Annotated in this window: 20 protein-coding genes and 1 pseudogene; 13 read left to right on the top strand and 8 right to left on the bottom strand. The window is 71.9% G+C overall.

Features of this window, described 5'->3' with window-relative positions; translation table 11 throughout:
• The 3 genes and pseudogenes from L2C96_RS28765 to L2C96_RS28755 all read left to right on the top strand — a co-directional run.
• Positions 1-269, top strand: a pseudogene (locus L2C96_RS28765) (heavy metal translocating P-type ATPase); the annotation flags it as partial.
• 67 nt (positions 270-336) lie between these two features.
• Complete coding sequence (locus L2C96_RS28760) at positions 337-1,365, top strand: flavin-containing monooxygenase (protein ID WP_237338415.1); 1,029 nt, start codon at positions 337-339, stop codon at positions 1,363-1,365.
• Positions 1,366-1,375: 10 nt separating this feature from the next.
• Positions 1,376-2,518, top strand: coding sequence for a CaiB/BaiF CoA transferase family protein (locus tag L2C96_RS28755; protein ID WP_237338414.1), 1,143 nt, complete (start codon positions 1,376-1,378; stop codon positions 2,516-2,518).
• On the opposite strand, the gene L2C96_RS28750 is transcribed toward L2C96_RS28755, so the two are convergent.
• Together L2C96_RS28750 and L2C96_RS28745 are read right to left on the bottom strand one after the other, a co-directional pair.
• Complete coding sequence (locus tag L2C96_RS28750) at positions 2,515-4,302, bottom strand: thiamine pyrophosphate-requiring protein (RefSeq protein WP_237338413.1); 1,788 nt, start codon at positions 4,300-4,302, stop codon at positions 2,515-2,517. The genes L2C96_RS28755 and L2C96_RS28750 overlap by 4 nt on opposite strands.
• Before the next feature lie 10 nt (positions 4,303-4,312).
• Positions 4,313-5,341 carry a Ppx/GppA phosphatase family protein gene (locus L2C96_RS28745; RefSeq protein WP_020416540.1) on the bottom strand — a complete coding sequence of 343 codons (1,029 nt, stop codon included), beginning with the start codon at positions 5,339-5,341 and terminating at the stop codon, positions 4,313-4,315.
• Positions 5,342-5,393: 52 nt separating this feature from the next.
• On the opposite strand from L2C96_RS28745, the gene L2C96_RS28740 reads away from it, so the two are divergent.
• The 4 genes from L2C96_RS28740 to L2C96_RS28725 all read left to right on the top strand — a co-directional run bounded on the left by L2C96_RS28740 (position 5,394) and on the right by L2C96_RS28725 (position 8,545).
• Positions 5,394-5,756: a hypothetical protein gene (locus L2C96_RS28740; RefSeq protein WP_237338412.1), complete on the top strand. Its 363-nt coding sequence runs from the start codon at positions 5,394-5,396 to the stop codon at positions 5,754-5,756.
• A gap of 27 nt (positions 5,757-5,783) precedes the next feature.
• The gene (cutA, locus tag L2C96_RS28735) at positions 5,784-6,107 is read left to right on the top strand and encodes a divalent-cation tolerance protein CutA (protein WP_020416542.1); all 324 of its coding nucleotides are present in this window, start codon (positions 5,784-5,786) and stop codon (positions 6,105-6,107) included.
• An 88-nt stretch (positions 6,108-6,195) separates the two neighbouring features.
• Positions 6,196-7,455, top strand: a complete 1,260-nt coding sequence (locus tag L2C96_RS28730) for a glycoside hydrolase family 1 protein (RefSeq protein WP_237338417.1) — start codon at positions 6,196-6,198, stop codon at positions 7,453-7,455.
• Positions 7,456-7,465: 10 nt separating this feature from the next.
• Complete coding sequence (locus tag L2C96_RS28725; protein ID WP_237338411.1) at positions 7,466-8,545, top strand: MBL fold metallo-hydrolase; 1,080 nt, start codon at positions 7,466-7,468, stop codon at positions 8,543-8,545.
• A gap of 134 nt (positions 8,546-8,679) precedes the next feature.
• Here the strand turns inward: L2C96_RS28725 and L2C96_RS28720 are convergent, their stop codons facing one another.
• Entirely contained in the window at positions 8,680-9,225 is a 546-nt protein-coding gene (locus L2C96_RS28720) for a hypothetical protein (RefSeq protein ID WP_020416545.1), read from the bottom strand.
• A gap of 53 nt (positions 9,226-9,278) precedes the next feature.
• Positions 9,279-9,707 carry a TIGR03618 family F420-dependent PPOX class oxidoreductase gene (locus L2C96_RS28715; protein WP_272883364.1) on the bottom strand — a complete coding sequence of 143 codons (429 nt, stop codon included), beginning with the start codon at positions 9,705-9,707 and terminating at the stop codon, positions 9,279-9,281.
• 18 nt (positions 9,708-9,725) lie between these two features.
• Between L2C96_RS28715 and L2C96_RS28710 the strand changes: the two genes are divergently transcribed.
• Both L2C96_RS28710 and L2C96_RS28705 read left to right on the top strand, forming a co-directional pair.
• Positions 9,726-10,493, top strand: coding sequence for a metal-dependent hydrolase (locus tag L2C96_RS28710; RefSeq protein WP_027935637.1), 768 nt, complete (start codon positions 9,726-9,728; stop codon positions 10,491-10,493).
• An 11-nt stretch (positions 10,494-10,504) separates the two neighbouring features.
• Entirely contained in the window at positions 10,505-11,065 is a 561-nt protein-coding gene (locus L2C96_RS28705) for a TetR/AcrR family transcriptional regulator (RefSeq protein ID WP_237338409.1), read from the top strand.
• 253 nt (positions 11,066-11,318) lie between these two features.
• On the opposite strand, the gene L2C96_RS28700 is transcribed toward L2C96_RS28705, so the two are convergent.
• Complete coding sequence (locus L2C96_RS28700) at positions 11,319-11,645, bottom strand: putative quinol monooxygenase (RefSeq protein WP_020416549.1); 327 nt, start codon at positions 11,643-11,645, stop codon at positions 11,319-11,321.
• 55 nt (positions 11,646-11,700) lie between these two features.
• Complete coding sequence (locus tag L2C96_RS28695) at positions 11,701-12,678, bottom strand: ABC transporter substrate-binding protein (RefSeq protein ID WP_237338408.1); 978 nt, start codon at positions 12,676-12,678, stop codon at positions 11,701-11,703.
• Between the two features lie 90 nt (positions 12,679-12,768).
• Between L2C96_RS28695 and L2C96_RS28690 the strand changes: the two genes are divergently transcribed.
• From L2C96_RS28690 to L2C96_RS28675, 4 genes are all read left to right on the top strand, one after another.
• On the top strand, positions 12,769-13,794 hold the full coding sequence (locus L2C96_RS28690) for a FecCD family ABC transporter permease (protein WP_237338407.1): 1,026 nt from the start codon (positions 12,769-12,771) through the stop codon (positions 13,792-13,794).
• Positions 13,791-14,840 (top strand): FecCD family ABC transporter permease, encoded by a 1,050-nt coding sequence (locus L2C96_RS28685; protein ID WP_237338406.1) that lies wholly within the window; start codon positions 13,791-13,793, stop codon positions 14,838-14,840. The genes L2C96_RS28690 and L2C96_RS28685 overlap by 4 nt, the downstream gene beginning before the upstream one ends.
• Entirely contained in the window at positions 14,837-15,637 is an 801-nt protein-coding gene (locus L2C96_RS28680; RefSeq protein WP_237338405.1) for an ABC transporter ATP-binding protein, read from the top strand. The genes L2C96_RS28685 and L2C96_RS28680 overlap by 4 nt, the downstream gene beginning before the upstream one ends.
• 621 nt (positions 15,638-16,258) lie before the next feature.
• Positions 16,259-16,879 (top strand): LysE family translocator, encoded by a 621-nt coding sequence (locus L2C96_RS28675; RefSeq protein WP_237338404.1) that lies wholly within the window; start codon positions 16,259-16,261, stop codon positions 16,877-16,879.
• On the opposite strand, the gene L2C96_RS28670 is transcribed toward L2C96_RS28675, so the two are convergent.
• Together L2C96_RS28670 and L2C96_RS28665 are read right to left on the bottom strand one after the other, a co-directional pair.
• Positions 16,863-18,317, bottom strand: a complete 1,455-nt coding sequence (locus L2C96_RS28670; protein ID WP_237338403.1) for an NAD-dependent succinate-semialdehyde dehydrogenase — start codon at positions 18,315-18,317, stop codon at positions 16,863-16,865. The two genes, L2C96_RS28675 and L2C96_RS28670, sit on opposite strands and share 17 nt — an antisense overlap.
• Positions 18,314-19,573 (bottom strand): MFS transporter, encoded by a 1,260-nt coding sequence (locus L2C96_RS28665; RefSeq protein ID WP_237338402.1) that lies wholly within the window; start codon positions 19,571-19,573, stop codon positions 18,314-18,316. The genes L2C96_RS28670 and L2C96_RS28665 overlap by 4 nt, the downstream gene beginning before the upstream one ends.
• Between the last annotated feature and the right edge of the window lie 51 nt (positions 19,574-19,624).

The following is a 19,624-nucleotide window of genomic DNA, read 5'->3' as shown; positions in this document are numbered from 1 at the left end:
CGATGGGCACCGGCACCGACGTCGCGATCGAGGCGAGCGACCTGACCCTGGTGCGTGGGGATCTGGGCGCGGCGGTCGACGCGATCCGGCTCGCGCGCCGCACGCTCGGCACCATCAAGAGCAACCTGTTCTGGGCGTTCGCCTACAACGTGGCGGCGCTCCCGCTGGCCGCGCTCGGCCTGCTCAACCCGATGATCGCCGGGGCCGCGATGGCGCTGAGCTCGGTGTTCGTGGTGAGCAACTCGCTGCGGCTGCGCGCGTTCTCGTAGGGAAGTAACAACTTCGCGCCTCCCCGGGAGCCGACTACCGTAGCGGTTTCGGACCTGGGGAGGCGTGATGCCCGACGCGATCGTGATCGGTGGCGGCCAGTCCGGGCTCGCCGCGGCCAACGCGCTGCGGGAGGCCGGGCTGAAGCCGGTGGTGCTGGAGGCGGGTGCGGAGCCGGTCGGCTCCTGGCCGCGCTATTACGACAGCCTGACGTTGTTCTCGCCAGCGGGCTACAGTTCCTTGCCGGGCAAGCGTTTTCCCGGCGATCCGCGGCACTACCCGGTGCGCGACGAGGTGGTCGCCTACCTGCGCGACTACGCGGCCGGCCTGGACGTGGACATCCGCACCGGGCACTGCGTGGAATCCGTGCGCCGCAACGGGAACTTCGTCGTGCGGGCCGGGGAGGAGTTCGAGGCGCCGGTCGTCGTGGCCGCCAGCGGGTGGTTCGGCAAGCCCCACACGCCGGCGTTGCCCGGGCTGGATTCCTTCGCGGGCAAGGTGATCCACGCGGCGGACTACCGCGAGCCGAGCGCGTTCGCCGGGCAGCGGATCGTCGTGGTCGGCGCGGGCAACTCGGGCGTGCAGATCGCCGCGGAGCTGGCCGAGGTGTCGTCGGTGACGCTCGCGACCCGCAAGCCGGTGCGGTACGCGCCGCAACGACCGCTGGGCAAGGACCTGCAGTTCTGGTTCTCCGTCACCGGCGTCGCGTACCTGCCGCGCCGCATCAAGGGCGACCCGCCGACCGTGCCGGTGATCGACACCGGCCACTACCGCGGGCTGATCCGCGCCGGGCGGCCGGACCGCCGCCCGATGTTCACCCGGCTCGACGGCAACCACGTCGTGTGGTCCGACGGCCGCCGCGAACCCGTCGACACGCTCCTGCTCGCCACCGGGTACCGGCCGGACATGCCCTACCTCGGCGGCCTCGGCGCGCTGGACGAGCGCGGCATGCCGAAGCACCGGCGCGGGGTGTCCACGTCGGTGCCCGGCTTCGGGTACGTCGGGCTGGAGTGGCAGAGCACGCTGGTGTCCGCGAGCCTGCGCGGCGTCGGCCGCGACGCGCGGTACGTGGTCCGGAAGCTGGCCGTGATGAGGTAGAAGGGACGGTGTGACCGATCGAACCGGGGCGCTGTCCGGCGTCGTCATCGCCGACTTCAGCCGGGTGCTCGCCGCGCCGTACGCGACCATGCTGCTCGCCGACCTCGGCGCCGAGGTGATCAAAGTCGAGCGTCCCGGCGGCGGGGACGACACCCGCGCGTGGGGCCCGCCGCACGCCGACGGGGAGGCCGTCTACTTCCGGTCGGTCAACCGCAACAAGCGCTCGATCACCCTCGACCTCGCCGACCCGGACGACCTGGCCGCGGCGAAGGCGCTGGCGGACCGCGCCGACGTGGTGGTCGAGAACTTCCGCCCGGGCACGATGGCCCGTTACGGCCTGGGCTACGAGGACCTCGCGGCGGACAACCCGGGCCTGGTGTACTGCTCGATCTCTGGTTTCGGCAGCAGCGCGGGCGCGGCGCTGCCCGGCTACGACCTGCTGCTGCAGGCCGTCGGCGGGCTGATGAGCGTCACCGGCCCCGCACCGGGCGAGCCGACCAAGGTGGGCGTCGCGCTGGTGGACGTCCTGACCGGGCTGCACGCGGCCGTCGGCATCCTGTCCGCGCTGCGCCACCGGGATGCGACCGGCGAGGGGCAGCTGATCGAGGTCAGCCTGCTCGGCTCGCTGCTGTCGAGCATGGTCAACCAGAGCGCGAACCACGTGATGGCCGATGTCGTGCCGGGCATTCTCGGCAACCGGCACCCGTCGGTCGCGCCGTACGAGGTGTTCCAGGCCGCCGACCGGCCGATCGTCATCGCCGTCGGCAACGACCGCCAGTTCGCGGCGCTCACCGAAGCGCTCGGGGTGCCGGAACTGGCGACCGACGAGCGGTTCACCACCAACGCCCAGCGGGTCGCGCACGTGGCCGAGCTGGCCGAGCTCCTCGGCGCCCGGCTGCGCACGCGACCGGCGGACGAGTGGTTCGAGCTGCTCACGCCCCTCGGGGTGCCGTGCGGGCCGGTCAACGACCTCGCCGAGGCGTTCCAGCTCGCCGACCGGCTCGGGCTCGCGCCGCGCGTGCCGCTGGGCGGTCTGGACGTGGTGCGCAACCCGATCGGGCTGACGAAGACGCCGCCGGCCTACCGCCAGCCGCCGCCGAAGCTCGGCGAGCACAGCGACGAGATCCGCAGCTGGCTCAAGGACACCGACTAGCGGTTCGGCAGCAGCTCCTGGGCCTTGGTCTTGAGGCCCTCGACCAGGATGTGCCACGCGTCGCGGTCGCCCTTGAGCATCGCTTCGGTCGTGCTCTTGATCTGCTCGAACGTCGCGTGCGGCGGGATCGGCGGCACCTCCGGGTCGCAGCGCACGTCCAGCAGCGCGGGCCGGTCCGCGGACAGCACCCGGTCCCACGCCGGGCCCAGCTGGTCCGGCGAATCCACCGCGACCGCCTCGAAGCCGAGCGACCGGGCGAACTCGGCGTAGGAGAACTCCGGCAGCGACTGCGACTCCTCGAACTTCGGCGCGCCGCCCATCGCCCGCAGCTCCCACGTGACCTGGTTCAGGTCGTTGTTGTGGAACACGCACACCACCAGCCGCGGGTCGGCCCACAGGTGGTGATAGCGCTGGATCGTGAGCAGCTCGGCCATGCCGTTCATCTGCATCGCGCCGTCGCCCTCCAGCGCGATCACCGGCCGGTCCGGGCAGGCGAACTTCGCGCCGATCGCGTACGGCACGCCCGGCCCCATCGTCGCCAGCGTGCCGGACAGCGTGCCGCGCATCCGGCCGCGCATCCGCAGGTTGCGGGCGTACCAGTTGGTCGACGAGCCCGAATCCGCGGTGACGATCGCGTCCTCCGGGATCCGCTGCGACAGCTCGTGCACGACCCGCATCGGGTTGACCGGGTCCGCCTCGACCATCGCCTGCTGCTCGACGGTCTCCCACCAGGACGCGACGTTCTTCTCGATCTTGTCCCGCCAGGCGCGGTCCTCCCTGCGCCGCACCATCGGCAGCAGCGCCCGCAGCGTGCCCTTCGCCTCGCCGACCAGGTTCACCTCGGTCGGGTAACGCATGCCGATCATGCTGCCGTCGATGTCGATCTGGATCGCGCGGGCCTTGCCGTACTCGGGCAGGAACTGGCTGTACGGGAAGTTCGATCCGACGATCAGCAGCGTGTCGCAGTCCCGCATCATCTCGTAGCTCGGCCGCGTGCCGAGCAGCCCGATCGAGCCGGTCACGTACGGCAGGTCGTCGGGCAGGACGTCCTTGCCCAGCAACGCCTTCGCGACCCCGGCGCCGGTCAGCTCGGCGATCTCGCGGACCTCGGCGGCGGCGTTGCGCGCGCCCTGCCCGATCAGGATCGCGACCTTCTCGCCTTCGTTGAGGATGTCCGCCGCGCGCCCCAGCTCGTCCTCGGGCGGGATGACCACCGGGTGCGGGAAGCCGGGCGGGCTGGACGGCACGTGCTTGAACGCGTGCTTCGGCGGCGAGTACGGCTCTTCCTGCAGGTCGTTCGGGATGATCACGGCCGTCGGCGCGCGCTTGGCGAGCGCCGTGCGGATGGCGCGGTCGAGCGCGTTCGGCAGCTGCTCGGCGACGTTGACCTCGACCAGGTACTCGCTGGCCACGTCCTTGAACAGCGGCTGCAGGTCCACTTCCTGCTGGTAGGACCCGCCCATCGCGCTGCGCGCGGTCTGCCCGACGATCGCGACCACCGGCACGTGGTCGAGTTTGGCGTCGTACAACCCGTTGAGGAGGTGGATGGCTCCCGGCCCCGAGGTCGCCATGCACACCCCGACGTGCCCGCTGAACTTGGCGTACCCCACCGCCTCGAACGCGGCCATCTCCTCGTGACGGGCTTGGACGAAGCGAGGTTCGTTGTCCGCCTTGCCGAACGCGGCGACGATCCCGTTGATCCCGTCGCCGGGGTAGGCGAAGACCTGCTCGACGCCCCACTCCCGCAGACGCTTCAACAGGTGGTCACCGACCGTTTCCGACATGGAAGACTCCTCACGCTCCTCGGCTCAGTCCCACCAGTGACTTACCCGGGCCGCCCCGGCCCGACACCTCGGGCACGGCGGTGCTGATCGCCTGCAGCGGCAGGCCGTCGTAGACCTGCAGGGTCTGCAGGTGGTGCAGCATGATCCCCTCGCGCAACGCCCACGGGCACACGTCGACCTTGCGGATGTCGAGGGTGTCCATGGTCGCCTTGGCGACGATCGCGCCGGCCAGGATCTGCCGCGCGCGCGGCGCGGACACCCCGCGCAGGCGAGCCCGTTCGGACGTCTTCATCTCGGCCAGCCGGGGGATCCACGCGTTGAGCGCGTCGACGGTGAGGGTGCGCCGCACGAACGGGCCGCGCCGCTGCGGCGGCGCCCCGGCCAGCCGGGCGAGCTGCTTGAACGTCTTCGACGTGGCGACGGCGCGGGCAGGCACGCCCTCCCACCTCAGCCGGTCGGCGACCTCGCGCAGCATGTCCCGCACGTGCCGCCGCATCGCCTTGACCTGTTTGACCGACGGCGGGTCGTCCGGCAGGAACATCCGCGTCAGCCTGCCCGCGCCGAGCGGCAGGGACAGCGTGAGCTGCGGTTCGGCGTCGCGGCCGAGGGCGATCTCCAGCGAGCCGCCGCCGATGTCGAGCAGCAGCAGGCGGCCGGCGGACCAGCCGTACCAGCGGTGCGCGGCGGCGTAGGTCAGCCGGGCCTCGTCCTCGCCGGTGAGGAACTGCGGCCGCACGCCGGTGCGCTCCTCGATCCGGTTGATGATCTCGTCCCGGTTCGCCGCGTCCCGGATCGCCGAGGTCGCGAACAGGAACAACTGCTCGACGCGGTGCAGGCGGGCCGCGGCGAGGGCGGACTCGACCGCGTCCACCGCCCGGCAGACGCCCTCCTCCGCGATCGCCCCGCTCTCGTCGATCTGCTCGGCGAGGCGTGTGGGCTCTTTCACAGCCAGTGCGGGCAATGGCGGGGCGCCCGGGTGGGCATCCACGATCTGGAGCTGCGCGGAGTTCGATCCGATGTCCAGCACGCCGAGTCGCATAAGGGCCTAGGTACCCCGTTTAGCCCTGCGCCACACGGCTATCTCCGATCTCATGGAGACGTTCAACTACACCGCGACCGCCGACCTGCCCGCCGACGAGGCGTTCGCGTTCATCTCCGACGCACCCAACCTGCCCCGGTTCCTGCCGCAGGACCTGGCCGAAGGCTGGTTGCGCGCGGACGCGGCGAGCAGACAACTGGCGTGGGGCACGGAGAGCGACGGCGACGATTGCGGTGAGTTGCGGGTGATCGAGCGCGGCCCGGCGCAGTGCGAGATCGCGATGACCGTGCACACCCGGCGCACCGACGGCGACCAGGTGCGCACGGAGATGGAGCAGGCCGTCGCCGCGCTGACCCACAAGGCGAGCGCCGACGCCGACGAGCAGCGTGAGGACCAGCAGGCGGGCTGGGTCTGAGCCCGGCGCAGTGCTCTAATCGGGCACATGCGCGAACACGTGATCGTGTCGTCCACCACCGACAGCGAGGCCACGGCCCGGGAGCTGGCGGCGCAGGCCGTCGAGGCGCGGCTTGGCGCGTGCGCCCAGATCGTCGGACCCATCCTGAGCGTCTACCGGTGGGACGGCGAGGTGCACGCCGATCCCGAGTGGCGGGTGGAGATCAAGACTGCGGCGGACCGGGTGGCGCCGCTGGTCGAGCTGATCAAGGAGCAGCACAACTACGAGGTGCCGGAGATCATCGCGACGCCCATCGAGGGCGGCAGCGCGGAGTACCTCGAGTGGCTGGTCAAGGAGACCAGGGCCGGTTGATCGTTGACGGCCCCGCGCCGAAAACGTAAATTTCTTTCACATGTCGCGTCTGGCCCGGATAGCGCTCGTCGTCCTGTTCTGTGTTGCGATGGTCCCCGTGACGCCGGCATCCGCCGAGAACCGGTTCTACTGGGGAGTCGCCACCGCGGGCTTCCAGTCCGAAGGCGGCGCCCCGGACAGCAACTGGTCGCGCTACGTGGCCAAGGGCGGCGTCGACCCGTACGCCAACGCCACCGACTTCCGGCACCGCTACGCCGAGGACATCCGGCTGGCCCAGGACCTCGGCGTCAACACCTTCCGGTTCAGCGTCGAATGGGCTCGCGTGCAGCCCGCGCCCGGCGTGTGGGACGAGGCCGAGCTGGCCTACTACGACGACGTGGTCCGGCACATCCGCGCCGCGGGCATGACCCCGATGATCACGCTGAGCCACTGGGTGTATCCGGGGTGGGTGGCCGACCAGGGCGGGTTCACCAGCGCCAAGACCGTCGACGACTTCCTCGCCTTCACCACGCGCATCGCGGAGCGCTACGACGACGTGCTGTGGGTGACGTTCAACGAGCCGGTCGCGTTCCTCACCCAGGAGCTGCGGATCGGCGCCGTCAACCCGTTCCAGGTGCCCGCCTGGCAGACCAACGTGGTGCAGGCGCACCGCCGCGCCTACGACGAGATCCACCGGCTCGATCCGGGCGCCCAGGTGACCAGCAACCAGGCCTTCTACGCCGGCTTCAACCCGCTCACCGACCTGGTCGTGATGGACCGGATCAAGGACAAGGTCGACTTCGTCGGGCTGGACTACTACTACGGCATCAGCCTGACGAACCTGACGGCGATCTACGCGGCGTTCGAGCAGTTCTGGAAGGTGAAGCCGCAGCCGGAGGGCATCTACTACGCGCTGCGCTACTACCACGAGCGCTACCCCGACCTGCCGCTCTACATTGTCGAGAACGGCCTGCCCACGGACAACGGGAACCCGCGCGAGGACGGCTACACCCGCGCCGCGTCGATCCAGGACACGCTGTTCTGGGTGCAGCGCGCGAAGGCCGACGGCATGGACGTCATCGGCTACAACCACTGGAGCATCACCGACAACTACGAGTGGGGCAGCTACCGGCCGCGCTTCGGACTGTACGAAGTGGACGCACTCGGCGATCCGGCGCTGAACCGCAGGCCGACCGACGGCGTCGCGGCGTACCGGGACGTGATCGCGCGCGGAGGCGTCGGGCCGTCGTACCGCCTGGTCCAGGGGCCCGCGCTGTGCTCGCTGACCGCGCCGCTGAGCAGTTGCCTGTCGCCCGCCGACCCGTCCGGGCCGCTCGCGCCGCTGGGAACATCCGGGGACCGTCCGTAGTTGTCCGGACATGGCGAAGACGTTGCGGTGGGCCCTGCCCGCGCTGCTCGGCACGGCGGTGGCGGCCCTGTGGGAGATCCCGGTCGCGTTCGGCGGGCGGCCCGACCCCGAGCGCATGCGGCGCTCCCCGCAGTTCCACGACGGCCGGTTCCGCAACCTCGCGCCGCCGCTCGTGCAGCCGGCCAGGGCACGCGACCTGGTCGGCGAGATGGTGTTCGGCAAGCAGCAACGCAAGCCGACCGGCCCGGTGCCGCTGGTGCGGCCTGCCGCGCCGGCCGATGAGGGGCTGCACATCACCTGGTACGGCCACGCGTCGTCGCTGATCGAGATCGACGGCCGGAAGGTTCTGGTGGACCCGGTGTGGGGCGAGCGGGTGTCGCCGTCCCGGTTCGTCGGCCCGAAGCGCATGCACCGGCCGCCGCACCAGCTGTCCGAGCTGCCGGAGCTGGACGTGATCATCGTGTCGCACGACCACTACGACCACCTGGACCGGCCGACGGTGGTGCGGCTCGCGAAGACGCAGAGCGCGCCGTTCGTGGTGCCGCTCGGAGTGGGCGCGCACCTGCGGCGGTGGCGGATTCCCGCGGAGCGGATCATCGAGCTGGACTGGGACGAGACGGTCTCGGTCGGCGGGGTGGACGTGACCGCGTCGGCGGCCCAGCACTTCTCCGGGCGGGCCTTCACGCGGAACAACACGCTGTGGGCGTCGTGGATCGTGGCGCGCTCCGGGCGGAAGGTGTTCTACACGGCGGACTCCGGCTACTTCGACGGCTACCGCACGATCGGCGAGAAGTACGGGCCGTTCGACGCCGCGATCGTGCAGATCGGCGCGTACCACCCGGCGTGGCCGGACATCCACATGACGCCCGAGGAGGGGGTCGCCGCGCACCTCGACGTCCGCGGCGGGCTGCTGATCCCGGTGCACTGGGGCACGTTCCGCCTGGCGATGCACGGCTGGGCCGAGCCGGCGGAGCGGGTCTGGCGGGAAGCGAAGGCCCACGACGTGGAGCTGGCGGTGCCGCGCCCAGGCGAGCGGATCGACGTGGACGCCCCGAAGCCGGTCGACCCCTGGTGGCAGCCGATCGGCTGAGCCAAGCAGCTTTGAACCAAACCCGAGCTGGGCCGAGGGGCTTTTCTGTCATCCCGGAGCCTGCCCGTCCGGCGAGGACTCCCTTGATCCCTGGACCCGCCGCCTGACACGGCGACGCGCCCAGCCGCCCCAGATCAGACCCGCACCCTGCTCAGCCCGACGCGGTCCGCCGCGCGGCGGATCTTGAAGAACGTGTTCCGGAACCACGCCATCAGCGTCGCGCGCGCGTCCGGGTCCAGCTGCTCCTCACCGGCGGCCTTCACGGCCTTGTAGTGGTCGATGAGGGTGTGCAGCCACGCGTCCACGTCCCGGACGCTCTCCAGCTGCACCATCCCGCCGGTCTCCGGCAGCCGCCGCAGGAACTCCTCGTGCGTGTTGCGGACCCAGTGCGACAGCTTGAGGTCGATCTCGGGGATCACGACCGGCGGGTCCAGCTCGAACGCCAGCCGCGAGCGCCACCCGAGCAGCTCCCGCTCCACCGGGTGGTCCCAGCGGCCGGGGCGGCCAAGCTGGTGGCCGGCGATGCGGCGCTCGGCGAACCACAGGAAGTCCTCGGACCCCCGGCGCAGGGTGCTGATCATCGACGGCGCGAGCGCGCCGATCACGGTCCGGTCGACGACGTCCCACGTCGTGCCGCCCGCGAACGGACTGTCGATCTTGAGGGTCTTCGCGGTCCGCACTCTGAATTACTGCCTTATCTTCCCGTTTGTCCGCAACCCGCCAACGGTGTGCTTTACCTCATGCCGAGCCTGCGGTCGAGGCTGATCTCGATCACGACCCGCTCCGGGTTCGGCTTCGGCTGCCGGTGGTACCGCACGGCATAACGGTTTTCCGCGTCCGCCACCGACTCCGGATCCTCGCGGACCACCGCCGATCCCTCCAAACTCGACCAGCGGCGACCGTCCACCTGGCTCACCACGACACGCGCGGGCTGCCCGAGCCGGACGTTGCGCGCCTTGACGCTGCCGCCGCGGCAGATCACCCGCGCCGTGGTGAAGTCCTCGTCCACGGTGACCCCGACCGGCACGACGTGCGGCCTCCCGTCCGGACGCAGGGTCGTGAGCATGCACAGGTGCCGCTCGGCCCAGAACGCCCGCAGCTCGTCGCTGGGCGCCTCGGTGGTCCTGGTCATGCGCGTCCCTTCGCGTCGGTCGGTGTCCATCTTGCCAAGATCTTCTCCATGATGGGCTCCACCCACGCGCTCACCGGCTGGTGCGCCGGTCTCGCGCTCGCCCCGGCCATCGGCGCCGGCTCCGTGCACCAGGCGCTGGCCTTCGCCGCGACGACCGCGGGCTTCGCGCTGCTGCCGGACCTCGACCACCCCCACGCCCGCGCCTCGAAGCTGCTCGGGCCGATCACCGGCCTGGTGTGCTGGCTGCTCCGGCACACCTCGGCGGCGCTGTACAAGGTCACGAAGGGCCCGCGCGACGAGCGGGGCCGGGGCAGCCACCGGCACCTGTCGCACACGCTGCTGTTCGCGATCGGCCTCGGCGCCGCGACGACGTACGGCACCCGGGCCGGCGGCTGGTACGTCGTGGCCGGGGTGGTGTTGTTCGCGCTGCTCCTCGCCGCGGACGCGCTGGGGGACTGGCTGCTGCTGGTCGCCGGCGGCGGGGTCGTGTGGTGGGCGCTGACGGCCAGCGCCGCCGCGGAGTTGTCGCAGCTCACCGGCTGGCTGGGGATCGCGGTGGCGGTCGGCTGTTTCGTGCACTGCCTCGGCGACGCGCTCACCGAGTCCGGGTGCCCGTTCCTGTTCCCGGTGCCGATCGCCGGGGAGACCTGGTACGAGCTGCGGCCGCCGTCGTTCCTGCGGTTCCGCACCGGGAAGGGCGTGGAGAAGTTCCTGGTCGTGCCGGTGTTCACGGTGCTGGCGGTGTTGCTGGTGCCGGGCGCGTGGCCGGGTCTGGTCGGGCTGTTCGCGGAACCGACCGTGACCGCAGGCGGCTAGAATCGGACACGATGACGACCCCCGCGAGCCGCACCGGACTGCGCGCCGACGCGCGCCGCAACCGCGCCCGTGTGCTGGCGGCGGCGCACGAGGCGTTCGCGGACGAGGGCCCGTCGGTGCCGCTGGACGAGATCGCCCGGCGGGCGGGGGTCGGCGCCGGCACGGTGTACCGGCACTTCCCCAGCAAGGAACTGCTGTTCGAGGCCGTCGTGCTGGACCGGATCGCGTGGCTGGCCGGGCAGGCGCGGGAACGGCTCGACGCGGCCGACCCCGGCGCGGCGTTCTTCGAGTTCTTCGACGTGGTGGCCGAGCAGGCGCTGCTGAACAAGGCCCTGTGCGACGCGCTGGAAGCGAGCACCGGGCTGCCGTTCAAGGCCGCGTCGGACGAACGCGCCGAGTTCCGCGCCGCGTTCGCCGACCTGCTGCGCCGCGCCCAGGCCGCGGGCGCGGTCCGGGCGGACGTCGAACCCGGCGACCTGACCGCGCTGCTCGCGGGCTACCTCGCGATCCAGCGCCAGGCCCCGCAGGGCCGCCCACTGGCGAAGATCATCGCCGACGGCCTGCGCGCCTAGCGCGCGAGCGCCCGATTTCGTCGGTACCCCCTGCGACGATGAACTCGCTGGCCGCGGCCTGACCTGCGCGGGCCCCCACGGCAGGGGTCGTGCGGCCGGTGTCGAGCGCTTCGAGTCCGCGCTGGCGGAGTTCCCGGGCGGGACTGCGGTTCCGGGCGACGTGCCGCGGATCGCGGCGGAGAACTGGGTCGTCCTGGTCGGTGGGCTCCGGTTGCGCCTCGGAGACGCACCAAGGCGCCGCCAGCTGGAGCGGTCAGCGCTGCACGGCCATCTCGCCCAGCTCGGACCAGTCCTCCTGCGGCACCTCGAAGTTGACGATCCGCGGGGTCTCCGCCAGGTGCGGCGGCAGCGTCCGCTGCGCTTCCTTGAAGTGGTCGGACTGGACGTGCGCGGCACCCGCGTCGCCGTCGCGGAAGGCTTCCACCAGCACGTACTCGTTGGGGTCCTCGACGCTGCGGGACCAGTCGAACCACAGGCACCCCGGCTCGGCGCGGGTGGCGAGCGTGAAGTCCCGCGCGATGTCGGGCCAGTCGTCGGCGTGCTGGGGCAGGATCCGGAACTTCGCGGTGATGAAAATCATGGGTCCACCGTAGAGCCGCGGGGCCGCGACCACATCGGACGCGGCCCCGCGCGGGTCACGGCGTGACGCCGAACTGGTTCGCCAGGTCCGTCAGCATCGCCGAGGCGCCCTGCAGGCTCACGGCGCTGAACCACGTGGTGTCGGAGACGTCGACGATCTTGCCCTTCAGCGTGGCCCACAGCGGGTTGGCCTGGAACTTCGCCTTCGGGTCCTCCGCCGTCTTCGTCTCGTCCTGGTACGACGACACGAAGATGACGTCCGCGTCCAGCTTCGCGATGTCCTCCTGGCTGAGGTTCACCGAGATCTTGTCGGTCGCGTCCGGCTGCCCGGCGGGGCGGGACAGCTTGGCGTCGGCCATCACGATGCCGGGGTAGGACGCGCTGCTGTAGAGCCGCACGGTCGGCTCGCCCTCGACGAACCGCACGATCGACACCGTCGGCGCGCGGCCGAGCTTCGCGGCGATCTCCTGGCCGATCCGCTGCGCCCGCTGCTCGTACGCGCCGATCTTCTGCTCGGCCAGCGGCTCCTTGCCGAGGACCTGCGCGAGCAGCCGGATGTTGTCCTTCCAGATCGCGCCGGTGGTCGTGGAGAAGACCGTCGGGGCGACCCCGGTGAACTGCTCGTAGTACTTCTCGTGCCGCACCTTCGCCGACACGATCACGTCCGGCTTGATGTCGTAGAGCTGCTCGACGTCCGGGGTCTCCAGCGGGCCGATCACCTTGGCGCCCTCGCCGAAGCGGCGGTCCTCGCCGAGGTACTCGGGCAACTGGTCGAAGTTCCGGTACTTCGTGTACGCCACGACCTGGGCTTCCAGCGCGAGCGCGGCGTCCACGTAGCTGGTGTCGAGCGCGGCGACCGTCTTCGGCTGCGTCTCGAGCACGGTCGAGCCCATCGCGTGCTGGATGGTGCGCGGGAACCCGGCCTGGCCGGCCCCGCTCTCCTGCGTGGCCTCGTCGCCGCCGCCCCCGCACGCGGTGAGGGTCAGGCTCGCGGTCACGGCCAGCGCCAGTGCTGCTCGCCACGGTCTCGTCATCGTGATCTCTCTTTCGGTTAGCCTTGCCTAACGCGGAGCATAGGATGCGGTTTGTCCCGTTTGGAAGCTCGAGTTGGATAGGCGACATCAGTGACGGTGGTGGCGACAGCCCGGCCACGGACGCGGAGACAGCGTCGTCTCGCCGGTATCGGCGGGCTCGCCGTCCTGCTGGTCCTCATCTGCGCGGCGAGCGTCGCGCTGGGTACGAAGTCGATCCCGCTCGGTGAGGCGTGGACGGCGCTCACCCAGCCGTCCGGGTCCGAATCGGACATCATCGTCCGGTCGCTGCGGTTGCCGCGGACCGTGCTCGGCCTGCTCGTCGGGCTCGCGATCGGCGTCGCGGGCGCGCTCATGCAGGGTCACACGCGCAACCCGCTCGCCGATCCCGGTCTGCTCGGCGTCACGCACGGCGCGGCGCTGGCGGTCGTGTTCGCGGTCGTGGTGCTCGGGATCGACGGCCTCTACGGGTTCATCTGGTTCGGGTTCGCCGGCGCGCTGCTGGCCAGCGTCGCGGTGTTCCTGCTCGGCGCGGTCGGCGGCAAGGGCGCGACCCCGGTGACGCTCGCGCTCGCCGGCGCCGCGGTGAGCGCGCTGCTGCACGGGCTGGTGTCGGCGATCATCCTCGGTGACGAGCGCGGCATGGAGATCTATCGCTTCTGGCGGATCGGGTCGATCGCCGGGCGAGACTTCGCGATCACCGGTCAGATCGCGCCGTTCCTGGTGGCCGGTCTGCTGCTCGCGCTGATGAACACGCCCGGCCTGAACACGCTGGCGCTGGGGGAGGACGTCGCGACCGCGCTCGGCCAGCGCGTGCTGCGCACCCGGGTGCTCGGCGTCGCCGCGATCACGCTGCTGACCGGTTCGGCGGTCGCCGCGTGCGGGCCGATCGCGTTCCTCGGGCTCGTCGTGCCGCACCTGGCCCGCGCGATCACCGGCCCGGACTACCGCTGGCTGGTGCCGGTGGCCGGGCTGCTCGGCGCGGTGCTGCTGCTGACGGCCGACGTGCTCGGGCGGGTGCTGACCGGCGACAACTTCGAGGTGGGCATCCTGCTCGCGATCATCGGGGCGCCCGTGTTCATCGTGCTGGTGCGGCGGCGGGGGCTGAGCAAGGTATGACTCGCAAGGTGCTGGCCGCCGGGCCGGTGGCGTGGACGGTCAAGCCGCGGCTGGTCGCGGTCGTCGTCATCGCGGCGGTGCTGCTGGTGCTCGTCGCCGCGATCAACATCGGGATGGGCAGTTCCCACATCGGGATCTGGAACGTGCTGGAGACCCTGCTCGGCGGCGGGACCCGGCGGGAACGCGGGATCATCTTCGACCTGCGCCTGCCGCGCACGCTCGCCGGTGTGCTGGTCGGCGCCGCGCTCGGGCTGTCCGGCGCGTTGTTCCAGTCGGTCGCGCGGAACCCGCTGGCCAGCCCGGACATCCTGGGCATCACGTGGGGCGCCGGGGTCGGCGCGGTGACCGCGATCGTCGCGGGCGGGTACCGCGGCCAGGTCAGCGGCATGGTGAGCGCGCTCGGCGTGCCGGTCGCCGGGCTGATCGGCGGGCTGCTGGCGGGCGTGCTGCTCTACGCGTTGTCGTGGCGGCGCGGCATCGACGGCTACCGCATGGTGCTGATCGGGATCGGGTTGTGGGCGATCAGCTACAACATCGTGAACTGGCTGCTGGCCGCCGGCGACGTGAACGACGCGGCGCGCGCGACGACGTGGCTGGTCGGCAACCTCGCCGACGTCGGGTGGGATTCGGTCGGCCCGGTCGCGATCGCGCTGGCCGTGCTGGTGCCGGTCACCCTGATCTGCGGGCGCACCGTCGGGGGCTTGCAGTTCGGCGACGACACCGCGCGAGGGCTGGGCATACGGGTCGACGGCGCCCGTGGTGCGCTGCTGTTGCTGGCGGCCGCCCTGGCCGCGATCGCGACCGCCGCGGCCGGGCCGATCACGTTCGTCGCGCTGGCGACGCCGCAGATCGCGGTGCGGCTGGCGAAGACTGCGCAGCCGCCGCTGTTCGGGTCGATGGTGCTGGGCGCGCTGCTGACCGTGGGGGCGGACCTGCTGACCCGGTTGCTGCTGCCGGACCTGCCGGTCGGGGTGCTGACCGCGATCCTCGGCGCGCCCTACCTGATCTTCCTGTTCGTCCGGAGCCGCCGGGAGGCACGAGCATGACGTCACGACTGCGGGCCGAGGGGCTGAAGCTGGGCTACGGCGAGCGGCTGGTGGTCGACGGCCTGGACCTGGACGTCCTGGACGGCACGATCACCGCGATCATCGGCCCGAACGGGTGCGGCAAGTCGACCCTGTTGCGGGCGCTGGCGCGGTTGCTGGCGCCGCGGGAGGGCGCGGTCCTGCTGGACGGTGAGCGGATCGACAAGCTGCCGACGCGCGAGGTCGCCAAGGTGGTCGGGCTGCTGCCGCAGTCGCCGGTCGCGCCCGAGGGCCTGACGGTCGGCGACCTGGTGGCGCGCGGGCGGCACCCGCACCAGCGCTGGTACCGCCAGTGGTCGACGTCGGACGACGAGGCGATCTCCACGGCGTTGCGCTTGACCGGGATGGACGTGCTGGCGGACCGCGTGGTCGACGAACTGTCCGGCGGCCAGCGGCAGCGCGCGTGGATCTCGATGACGCTCGCGCAGGAGACCGGGTTGCTGCTGCTGGACGAGCCGATCACGTACCTGGACCTGGCCCACCAGATCGACGTGCTGGACCTGGTGCACCGCCTGCACCGCGACCGCGGCACCACGGTGGTGATGGTCCTGCACGATCTGAACCTGGCCGCCCGTTACGCCGACACGTTGGTGGCGATGCGCGACGGGCGGATCATCGCGCAGGGACCGCCGTCGGCCGTGCTGACGGAGCCGCTGCTGGACGAGATCTTCGGCCTCTCGGCGAAGGTCCTGCCCGACCCGGTTTCCGGGACGCCGCTGGTGGTGCCGATCAGCGCACACCTGCAGAACGACGACTGACCGCGGGGGAACCGCCCGGTCGCACCGACGCTGCTGCGGCACCCACCGCGCCGCCAACGGTGCTGCCGTTGCCGCGTGCCGCCTGCCGCGCTACCGCCACCAGGGGCCGCCGCGCCGCCGCCAACGGTGCTGCCGTTGCCGCGTGCCGTCTGCCGCGCTACCGCCACCAGGGGCCGCCGCGCCGCCGCCAACGGTGCTCCCGCTGCCGCGCGCCGCGCCACTGCCACCCGGGGCCGCCGCGGCGGCATCCGCCGCGCCACCGCACCAACCGCCACCCGGGGCCGCCGCACCGACGGCCGCGCGCCGCGTCGCCCGGCGCCACCGCGGCGGCACCCGGCGCGACGGCGCCACTGGCGTTGCCACGGCCGCACCGGGCGCGCCGACTACGTGCCGGGGTGGCAACCACCTGCCCGAAGGGCAAACGCGTTGCCGGGAGGGGCGGGGGCAGGGAGTGCCCGGGACGAGGGCGGGCCGGAGAGAGCGGGGCCGGAGAGAGCGGGGCCGGAGAGAGCGGGGCCGGAGAGAGCGGGGCCGGAGAGCGGGGCCGGCGAGAGCGGGGCCGGAGGGTGTGCCGGTGCGAAAGGGGTGGGCCGGGCGCGCGGGTTGTGCTGTAGTGGCGGCATGTCGGCTTCCGCCCTGTTCGCCTACGTTCTCGTCGCGTTGGTCGGTGTCATGACGCCCGGGCTCGACACCATGCTGATGCTGCGCCACACGCTCCTCGGCGGGCGGCGGGCCGGCTTCCGGGCGCTGGCCGGGATCAACCTCGGCTGCCTGGTCTGGGGCACGGCGAGCATCGCGGGCCTCACCGCGCTGCTGACGGCCTCCCGCATCGCCTACGACGTGGTTCGCGTCGTCGGCGCGGCCTACCTGATCTGGCTCGGCGCGTCCGCGCTGTGGAAGAGCTTCCGCCGCCACCAGCCAGCCCCGGAGATCAGCGTCGAACCGGGGCGTGGTGCGCTGCGCGCCGGGCTGGTGACCAACCTGCTCAACCCGAAGGTCGGCGTGTTCTACCTGAGCCTGCTGCCGCAGTTCCTGCCCGCCGGGCCCGGGCAGGCGGGCTGGGGCGCCCTGCTCGTCCTCATCCACGTGTCGATCGGCTGGCTGTGGATGAGCGCCGTCCTGCTGCTGGCGGCCCAGGCGCGCCGGTTCCTGTTGCGGGACGTGGTGCGACGGTGGCTGGACCGTCTCACCGCGACAGTCCTCATCGGACTCGGGGTGCGGATCGCTACGGAGTCCCGCTGAGCGACAGGGCCATGTACTTCACGTCGAGGTACTCCTCGATGCCCTCGGCGCCGCCCTCGCGGCCGAACCCGGACGCCTTGACACCGCCGAAGGGCGCTGACGCGTTCGACACCAGCCCGGTGTTGAGCCCGACCATCCCGGTCGCCATCCGCTCCCCGACGCGGATCGCGCGGTCGAGGTCCCGCGTGAACACGTACGCCACCAGCCCGAACTCGGTGTCGTTGGCCAGCCGGACGGCCTCGTCCTCGTCCTCGAACGTGGTCACCGGCGCGACCGGCCCGAAGACTTCCTCGCGCAGGATGCGCGCGTCCGGCGGGACGTCGGTGAGCACTGTCGGCGCGTAGAAAAAGCCGTCGCCGTCCAGCGCCTTGCCGCCGGTGGTGGCGTGCGCGCCGCGGGACAACGCGTCCTCGACCAGCTCGACGACCTTGTCCCGCTGCTCCGCGCTGATCAGCGGCCCGACCTTCACGCCGTCCTCGGTGCCGTGCCCGACCTTCAGCGACGACATCGCCTCGGTCAGCTGCCGCGTGAACTCTCCGGCCACCGACGAGTGCACGTGGAACCGGTTGGCCGCCACGCACGATTCGCCGTTGTTGCGCATCTTGGCGGTGACCGCGCCCTTGACGGTCGCGTCGAGGTCCGCGTCCTCGAACATCAGGAACGGCGCGTTGCCGCCCAGTTCCATCGACATCCGCTGCAGGTTCGGCGCGCACTGCTCGACCAGCTTGCGCCCCACTTCGGTGGACCCGGTGAAGGACAGCTTCCGGATCCGCGGGTCGGCCAGCGCCGGGTTCACCACCCGGCTCGCCGACGTGCTCGGCAGCACGCTCAGCACACCGTCCGGCAACCCGGCCTCCTTCAGCAGCCCGGCGAGGTTCAGCATCGACAACGGCGTCAGCTGCGCCGGCTTGACGATCATGGTGCAGCCCGCGGCGATGGCGGGCCCGATCTTGCGGGTGCCCATCGCCAGCGGGAAGTTCCACGGCGTGACCAGGATGCACGGACCCACCGGGTGCTTCGACACCAGCACGCGACCGCCACCGGCCGGACTGCGCGCGTACCGCCCGTCGATGCGCACGGCCTCCTCTGAGAACCACCGGAAGAACTCCGCGGCGTAGGTGACTTCGGCTTTCGACTCCTCCAGGCTCTTGCCCATCTCCAGCGTCATGAGCCGCGCCAGCTCGTCGGCGCGGTCGGTCATCAGCTGCCACGCGCGGCGCAGGATCTCGCCCCGCTCCCGCGGCGGCGTCGCGGCCCACTCCTCCTGCTTCGCGACGGCCGCCTCGATGGCTTCGCCGACGTCGGCGTCCTGCGCGTCGGAGACCTCGCAGAGCTGCTGCCCGGTCCCCGGGTCCTGCACGCCGAAGCGGCTGCCGTCCGCGGCGTCACGCCACTGACCGGCGAGGAAGATCTGACGCGGTGCTCCATCGAGGGTCATGTGGCGTGACTACCCGTGCGCTCCTCCTCGTATGCCTCCGGCAACCGCCGCATCCGGCGCAACGGCGAGCAGACCAGCCACAGCGCCGAAGCCGCCACCCCTGCGCCCGCCAGCCACAACGTTCCGCGCAGCCCGACCACGCTCGCCAGCACGCCGGCGAGCACGCTCCCGATCGGCCCCGGCGCGAAGTACAGGAACGAGGAGGTGGCCGCCACCCGGCCCTGTAGCCGCTCGGGCGTCACCGCCTGCCGGTAGCTGAGCTGGTGCACGTTGAGCACCACGATGCTCACGCCGGTCAGGAAGTTGCCGACGGGATACCACGCGAGGCCCCAGCCCGGCGTGGTCAACGGGATCATCAGGTACCCGACGCCCCACAGCAGGGCGCTGCTCCACATCAGCCGCGCCTCGCCGAACCGCCTGCCGAGCCGGCGCGCCACGGCCGAGCCGAGCACCGCTCCGGTGAGCCCGCCCGCTTGCAGCAGCCCGATCACGCCCGGCGACAGGTGCACCTCGCGCAGCAGGAACAGCGCCGCCACCGTGATCTGGAACTGCTGGCAAACGCTGACGCACACGTCGTGCGCTCCGATCGCGCGTAGCACCGGGTGCCGGAAGACGAACCGGAGCCCGTCGGCGATCTCGTGCCGCAGCGGCGCCCGCACCCGCGCCGGCGGCACCCGGTCCGGCGCGCGGATCCGCCGCAGCCAGGCCGCGGACCACAGGAAGCTCACCGCGTTCACACCGACCGCCGTCGCCCCGCCGAACAGCTGCACCAGCCACCCCGACAGGCCCGGCGCGGACACCGCCGCGACCGAGACGTTGGCCTGCAACCGCGCGTTGCCCTCCACCAGCTGCGAGCGCGCGACCAGGCTCGGCAGGTACGTCCGGTGCGCCACCTCGAAGAACACCGACAGCACCCCGGCCACCGCCACCACCGCGTACAGCTGCGGCATCGTGAGCGCGCCGAACGCCGCCGCGACCGGCACCGAGCCGAACGCGACCGCCCGCCCGAGGTCGGCCGCCACCAGCACCCGCCGCTTGCGCATGCGGTCCGTCCACGCGCCGACCTGCAACGCCAGCAGCAGGTACGCGAGCGTCTCCAGCGTCCGCAGCACGGACAGCTGGAACGCCGTGGCGTGCAGCGTGATCGCCGCCAGCAACGGCACCGCGAGCAGGTTGATCCGGTCGCCGAACTGGCTCAGCGCGTCCGCCAGCCACAGGCGCCGGAAATCCCCGTGCCGCAACAACCCCCATCGCATGTTCCCCCCTCGCTCCCGCGACCTGAACGACGTTAGCGAGGGGTACCGACA

The sequence above is a fragment of the Amycolatopsis tucumanensis genome, from assembly GCF_021654135.1.
Taxonomy (GTDB): domain Bacteria; phylum Actinomycetota; class Actinomycetes; order Mycobacteriales; family Pseudonocardiaceae; genus Amycolatopsis_E; species Amycolatopsis_E tucumanensis.
This window is presented reverse-complemented; position numbering and strand designations above follow the sequence as displayed.

Excerpts from the sequence above, each read along its gene's own strand:
- L2C96_RS28675 (WP_237338404.1), top strand. The coding sequence starts at position 16,259 with ATGTCGGCTTCCGCCCTGTTCGCCTACGTTCTCGTCGCGTTGGTCGGT.
- L2C96_RS28695 (WP_237338408.1), bottom strand. The coding sequence starts at position 12,678 with ATGACGAGACCGTGGCGAGCAGCACTGGCGCTGGCCGTGACCGCGAGC.
- cutA (WP_020416542.1), top strand. The coding sequence starts at position 5,784 with ATGCGCGAACACGTGATCGTGTCGTCCACCACCGACAGCGAGGCCACG.
- L2C96_RS28685 (WP_237338406.1), top strand. The coding sequence starts at position 13,791 with ATGACTCGCAAGGTGCTGGCCGCCGGGCCGGTGGCGTGGACGGTCAAG.
- L2C96_RS28700 (WP_020416549.1), bottom strand. The coding sequence starts at position 11,645 with ATGATTTTCATCACCGCGAAGTTCCGGATCCTGCCCCAGCACGCCGAC.
- L2C96_RS28710 (WP_027935637.1), top strand. The coding sequence starts at position 9,726 with ATGATGGGCTCCACCCACGCGCTCACCGGCTGGTGCGCCGGTCTCGCG.
- L2C96_RS28740 (WP_237338412.1), top strand. The coding sequence starts at position 5,394 with ATGGAGACGTTCAACTACACCGCGACCGCCGACCTGCCCGCCGACGAG.
- L2C96_RS28750 (WP_237338413.1), bottom strand. The coding sequence starts at position 4,302 with ATGTCGGAAACGGTCGGTGACCACCTGTTGAAGCGTCTGCGGGAGTGG.
- L2C96_RS28715 (WP_272883364.1), bottom strand. The coding sequence starts at position 9,707 with ATGGACACCGACCGACGCGAAGGGACGCGCATGACCAGGACCACCGAG.
- L2C96_RS28670 (WP_237338403.1), bottom strand. The coding sequence starts at position 18,317 with ATGACCCTCGATGGAGCACCGCGTCAGATCTTCCTCGCCGGTCAGTGG.
- L2C96_RS28730 (WP_237338417.1), top strand. The coding sequence starts at position 6,196 with ATGGTCCCCGTGACGCCGGCATCCGCCGAGAACCGGTTCTACTGGGGA.
- L2C96_RS28725 (WP_237338411.1), top strand. The coding sequence starts at position 7,466 with ATGGCGAAGACGTTGCGGTGGGCCCTGCCCGCGCTGCTCGGCACGGCG.
- L2C96_RS28680 (WP_237338405.1), top strand. The coding sequence starts at position 14,837 with ATGACGTCACGACTGCGGGCCGAGGGGCTGAAGCTGGGCTACGGCGAG.
- L2C96_RS28760 (WP_237338415.1), top strand. The coding sequence starts at position 337 with ATGCCCGACGCGATCGTGATCGGTGGCGGCCAGTCCGGGCTCGCCGCG.
- L2C96_RS28745 (WP_020416540.1), bottom strand. The coding sequence starts at position 5,341 with ATGCGACTCGGCGTGCTGGACATCGGATCGAACTCCGCGCAGCTCCAG.
- L2C96_RS28705 (WP_237338409.1), top strand. The coding sequence starts at position 10,505 with ATGACGACCCCCGCGAGCCGCACCGGACTGCGCGCCGACGCGCGCCGC.
- L2C96_RS28665 (WP_237338402.1), bottom strand. The coding sequence starts at position 19,573 with ATGCGATGGGGGTTGTTGCGGCACGGGGATTTCCGGCGCCTGTGGCTG.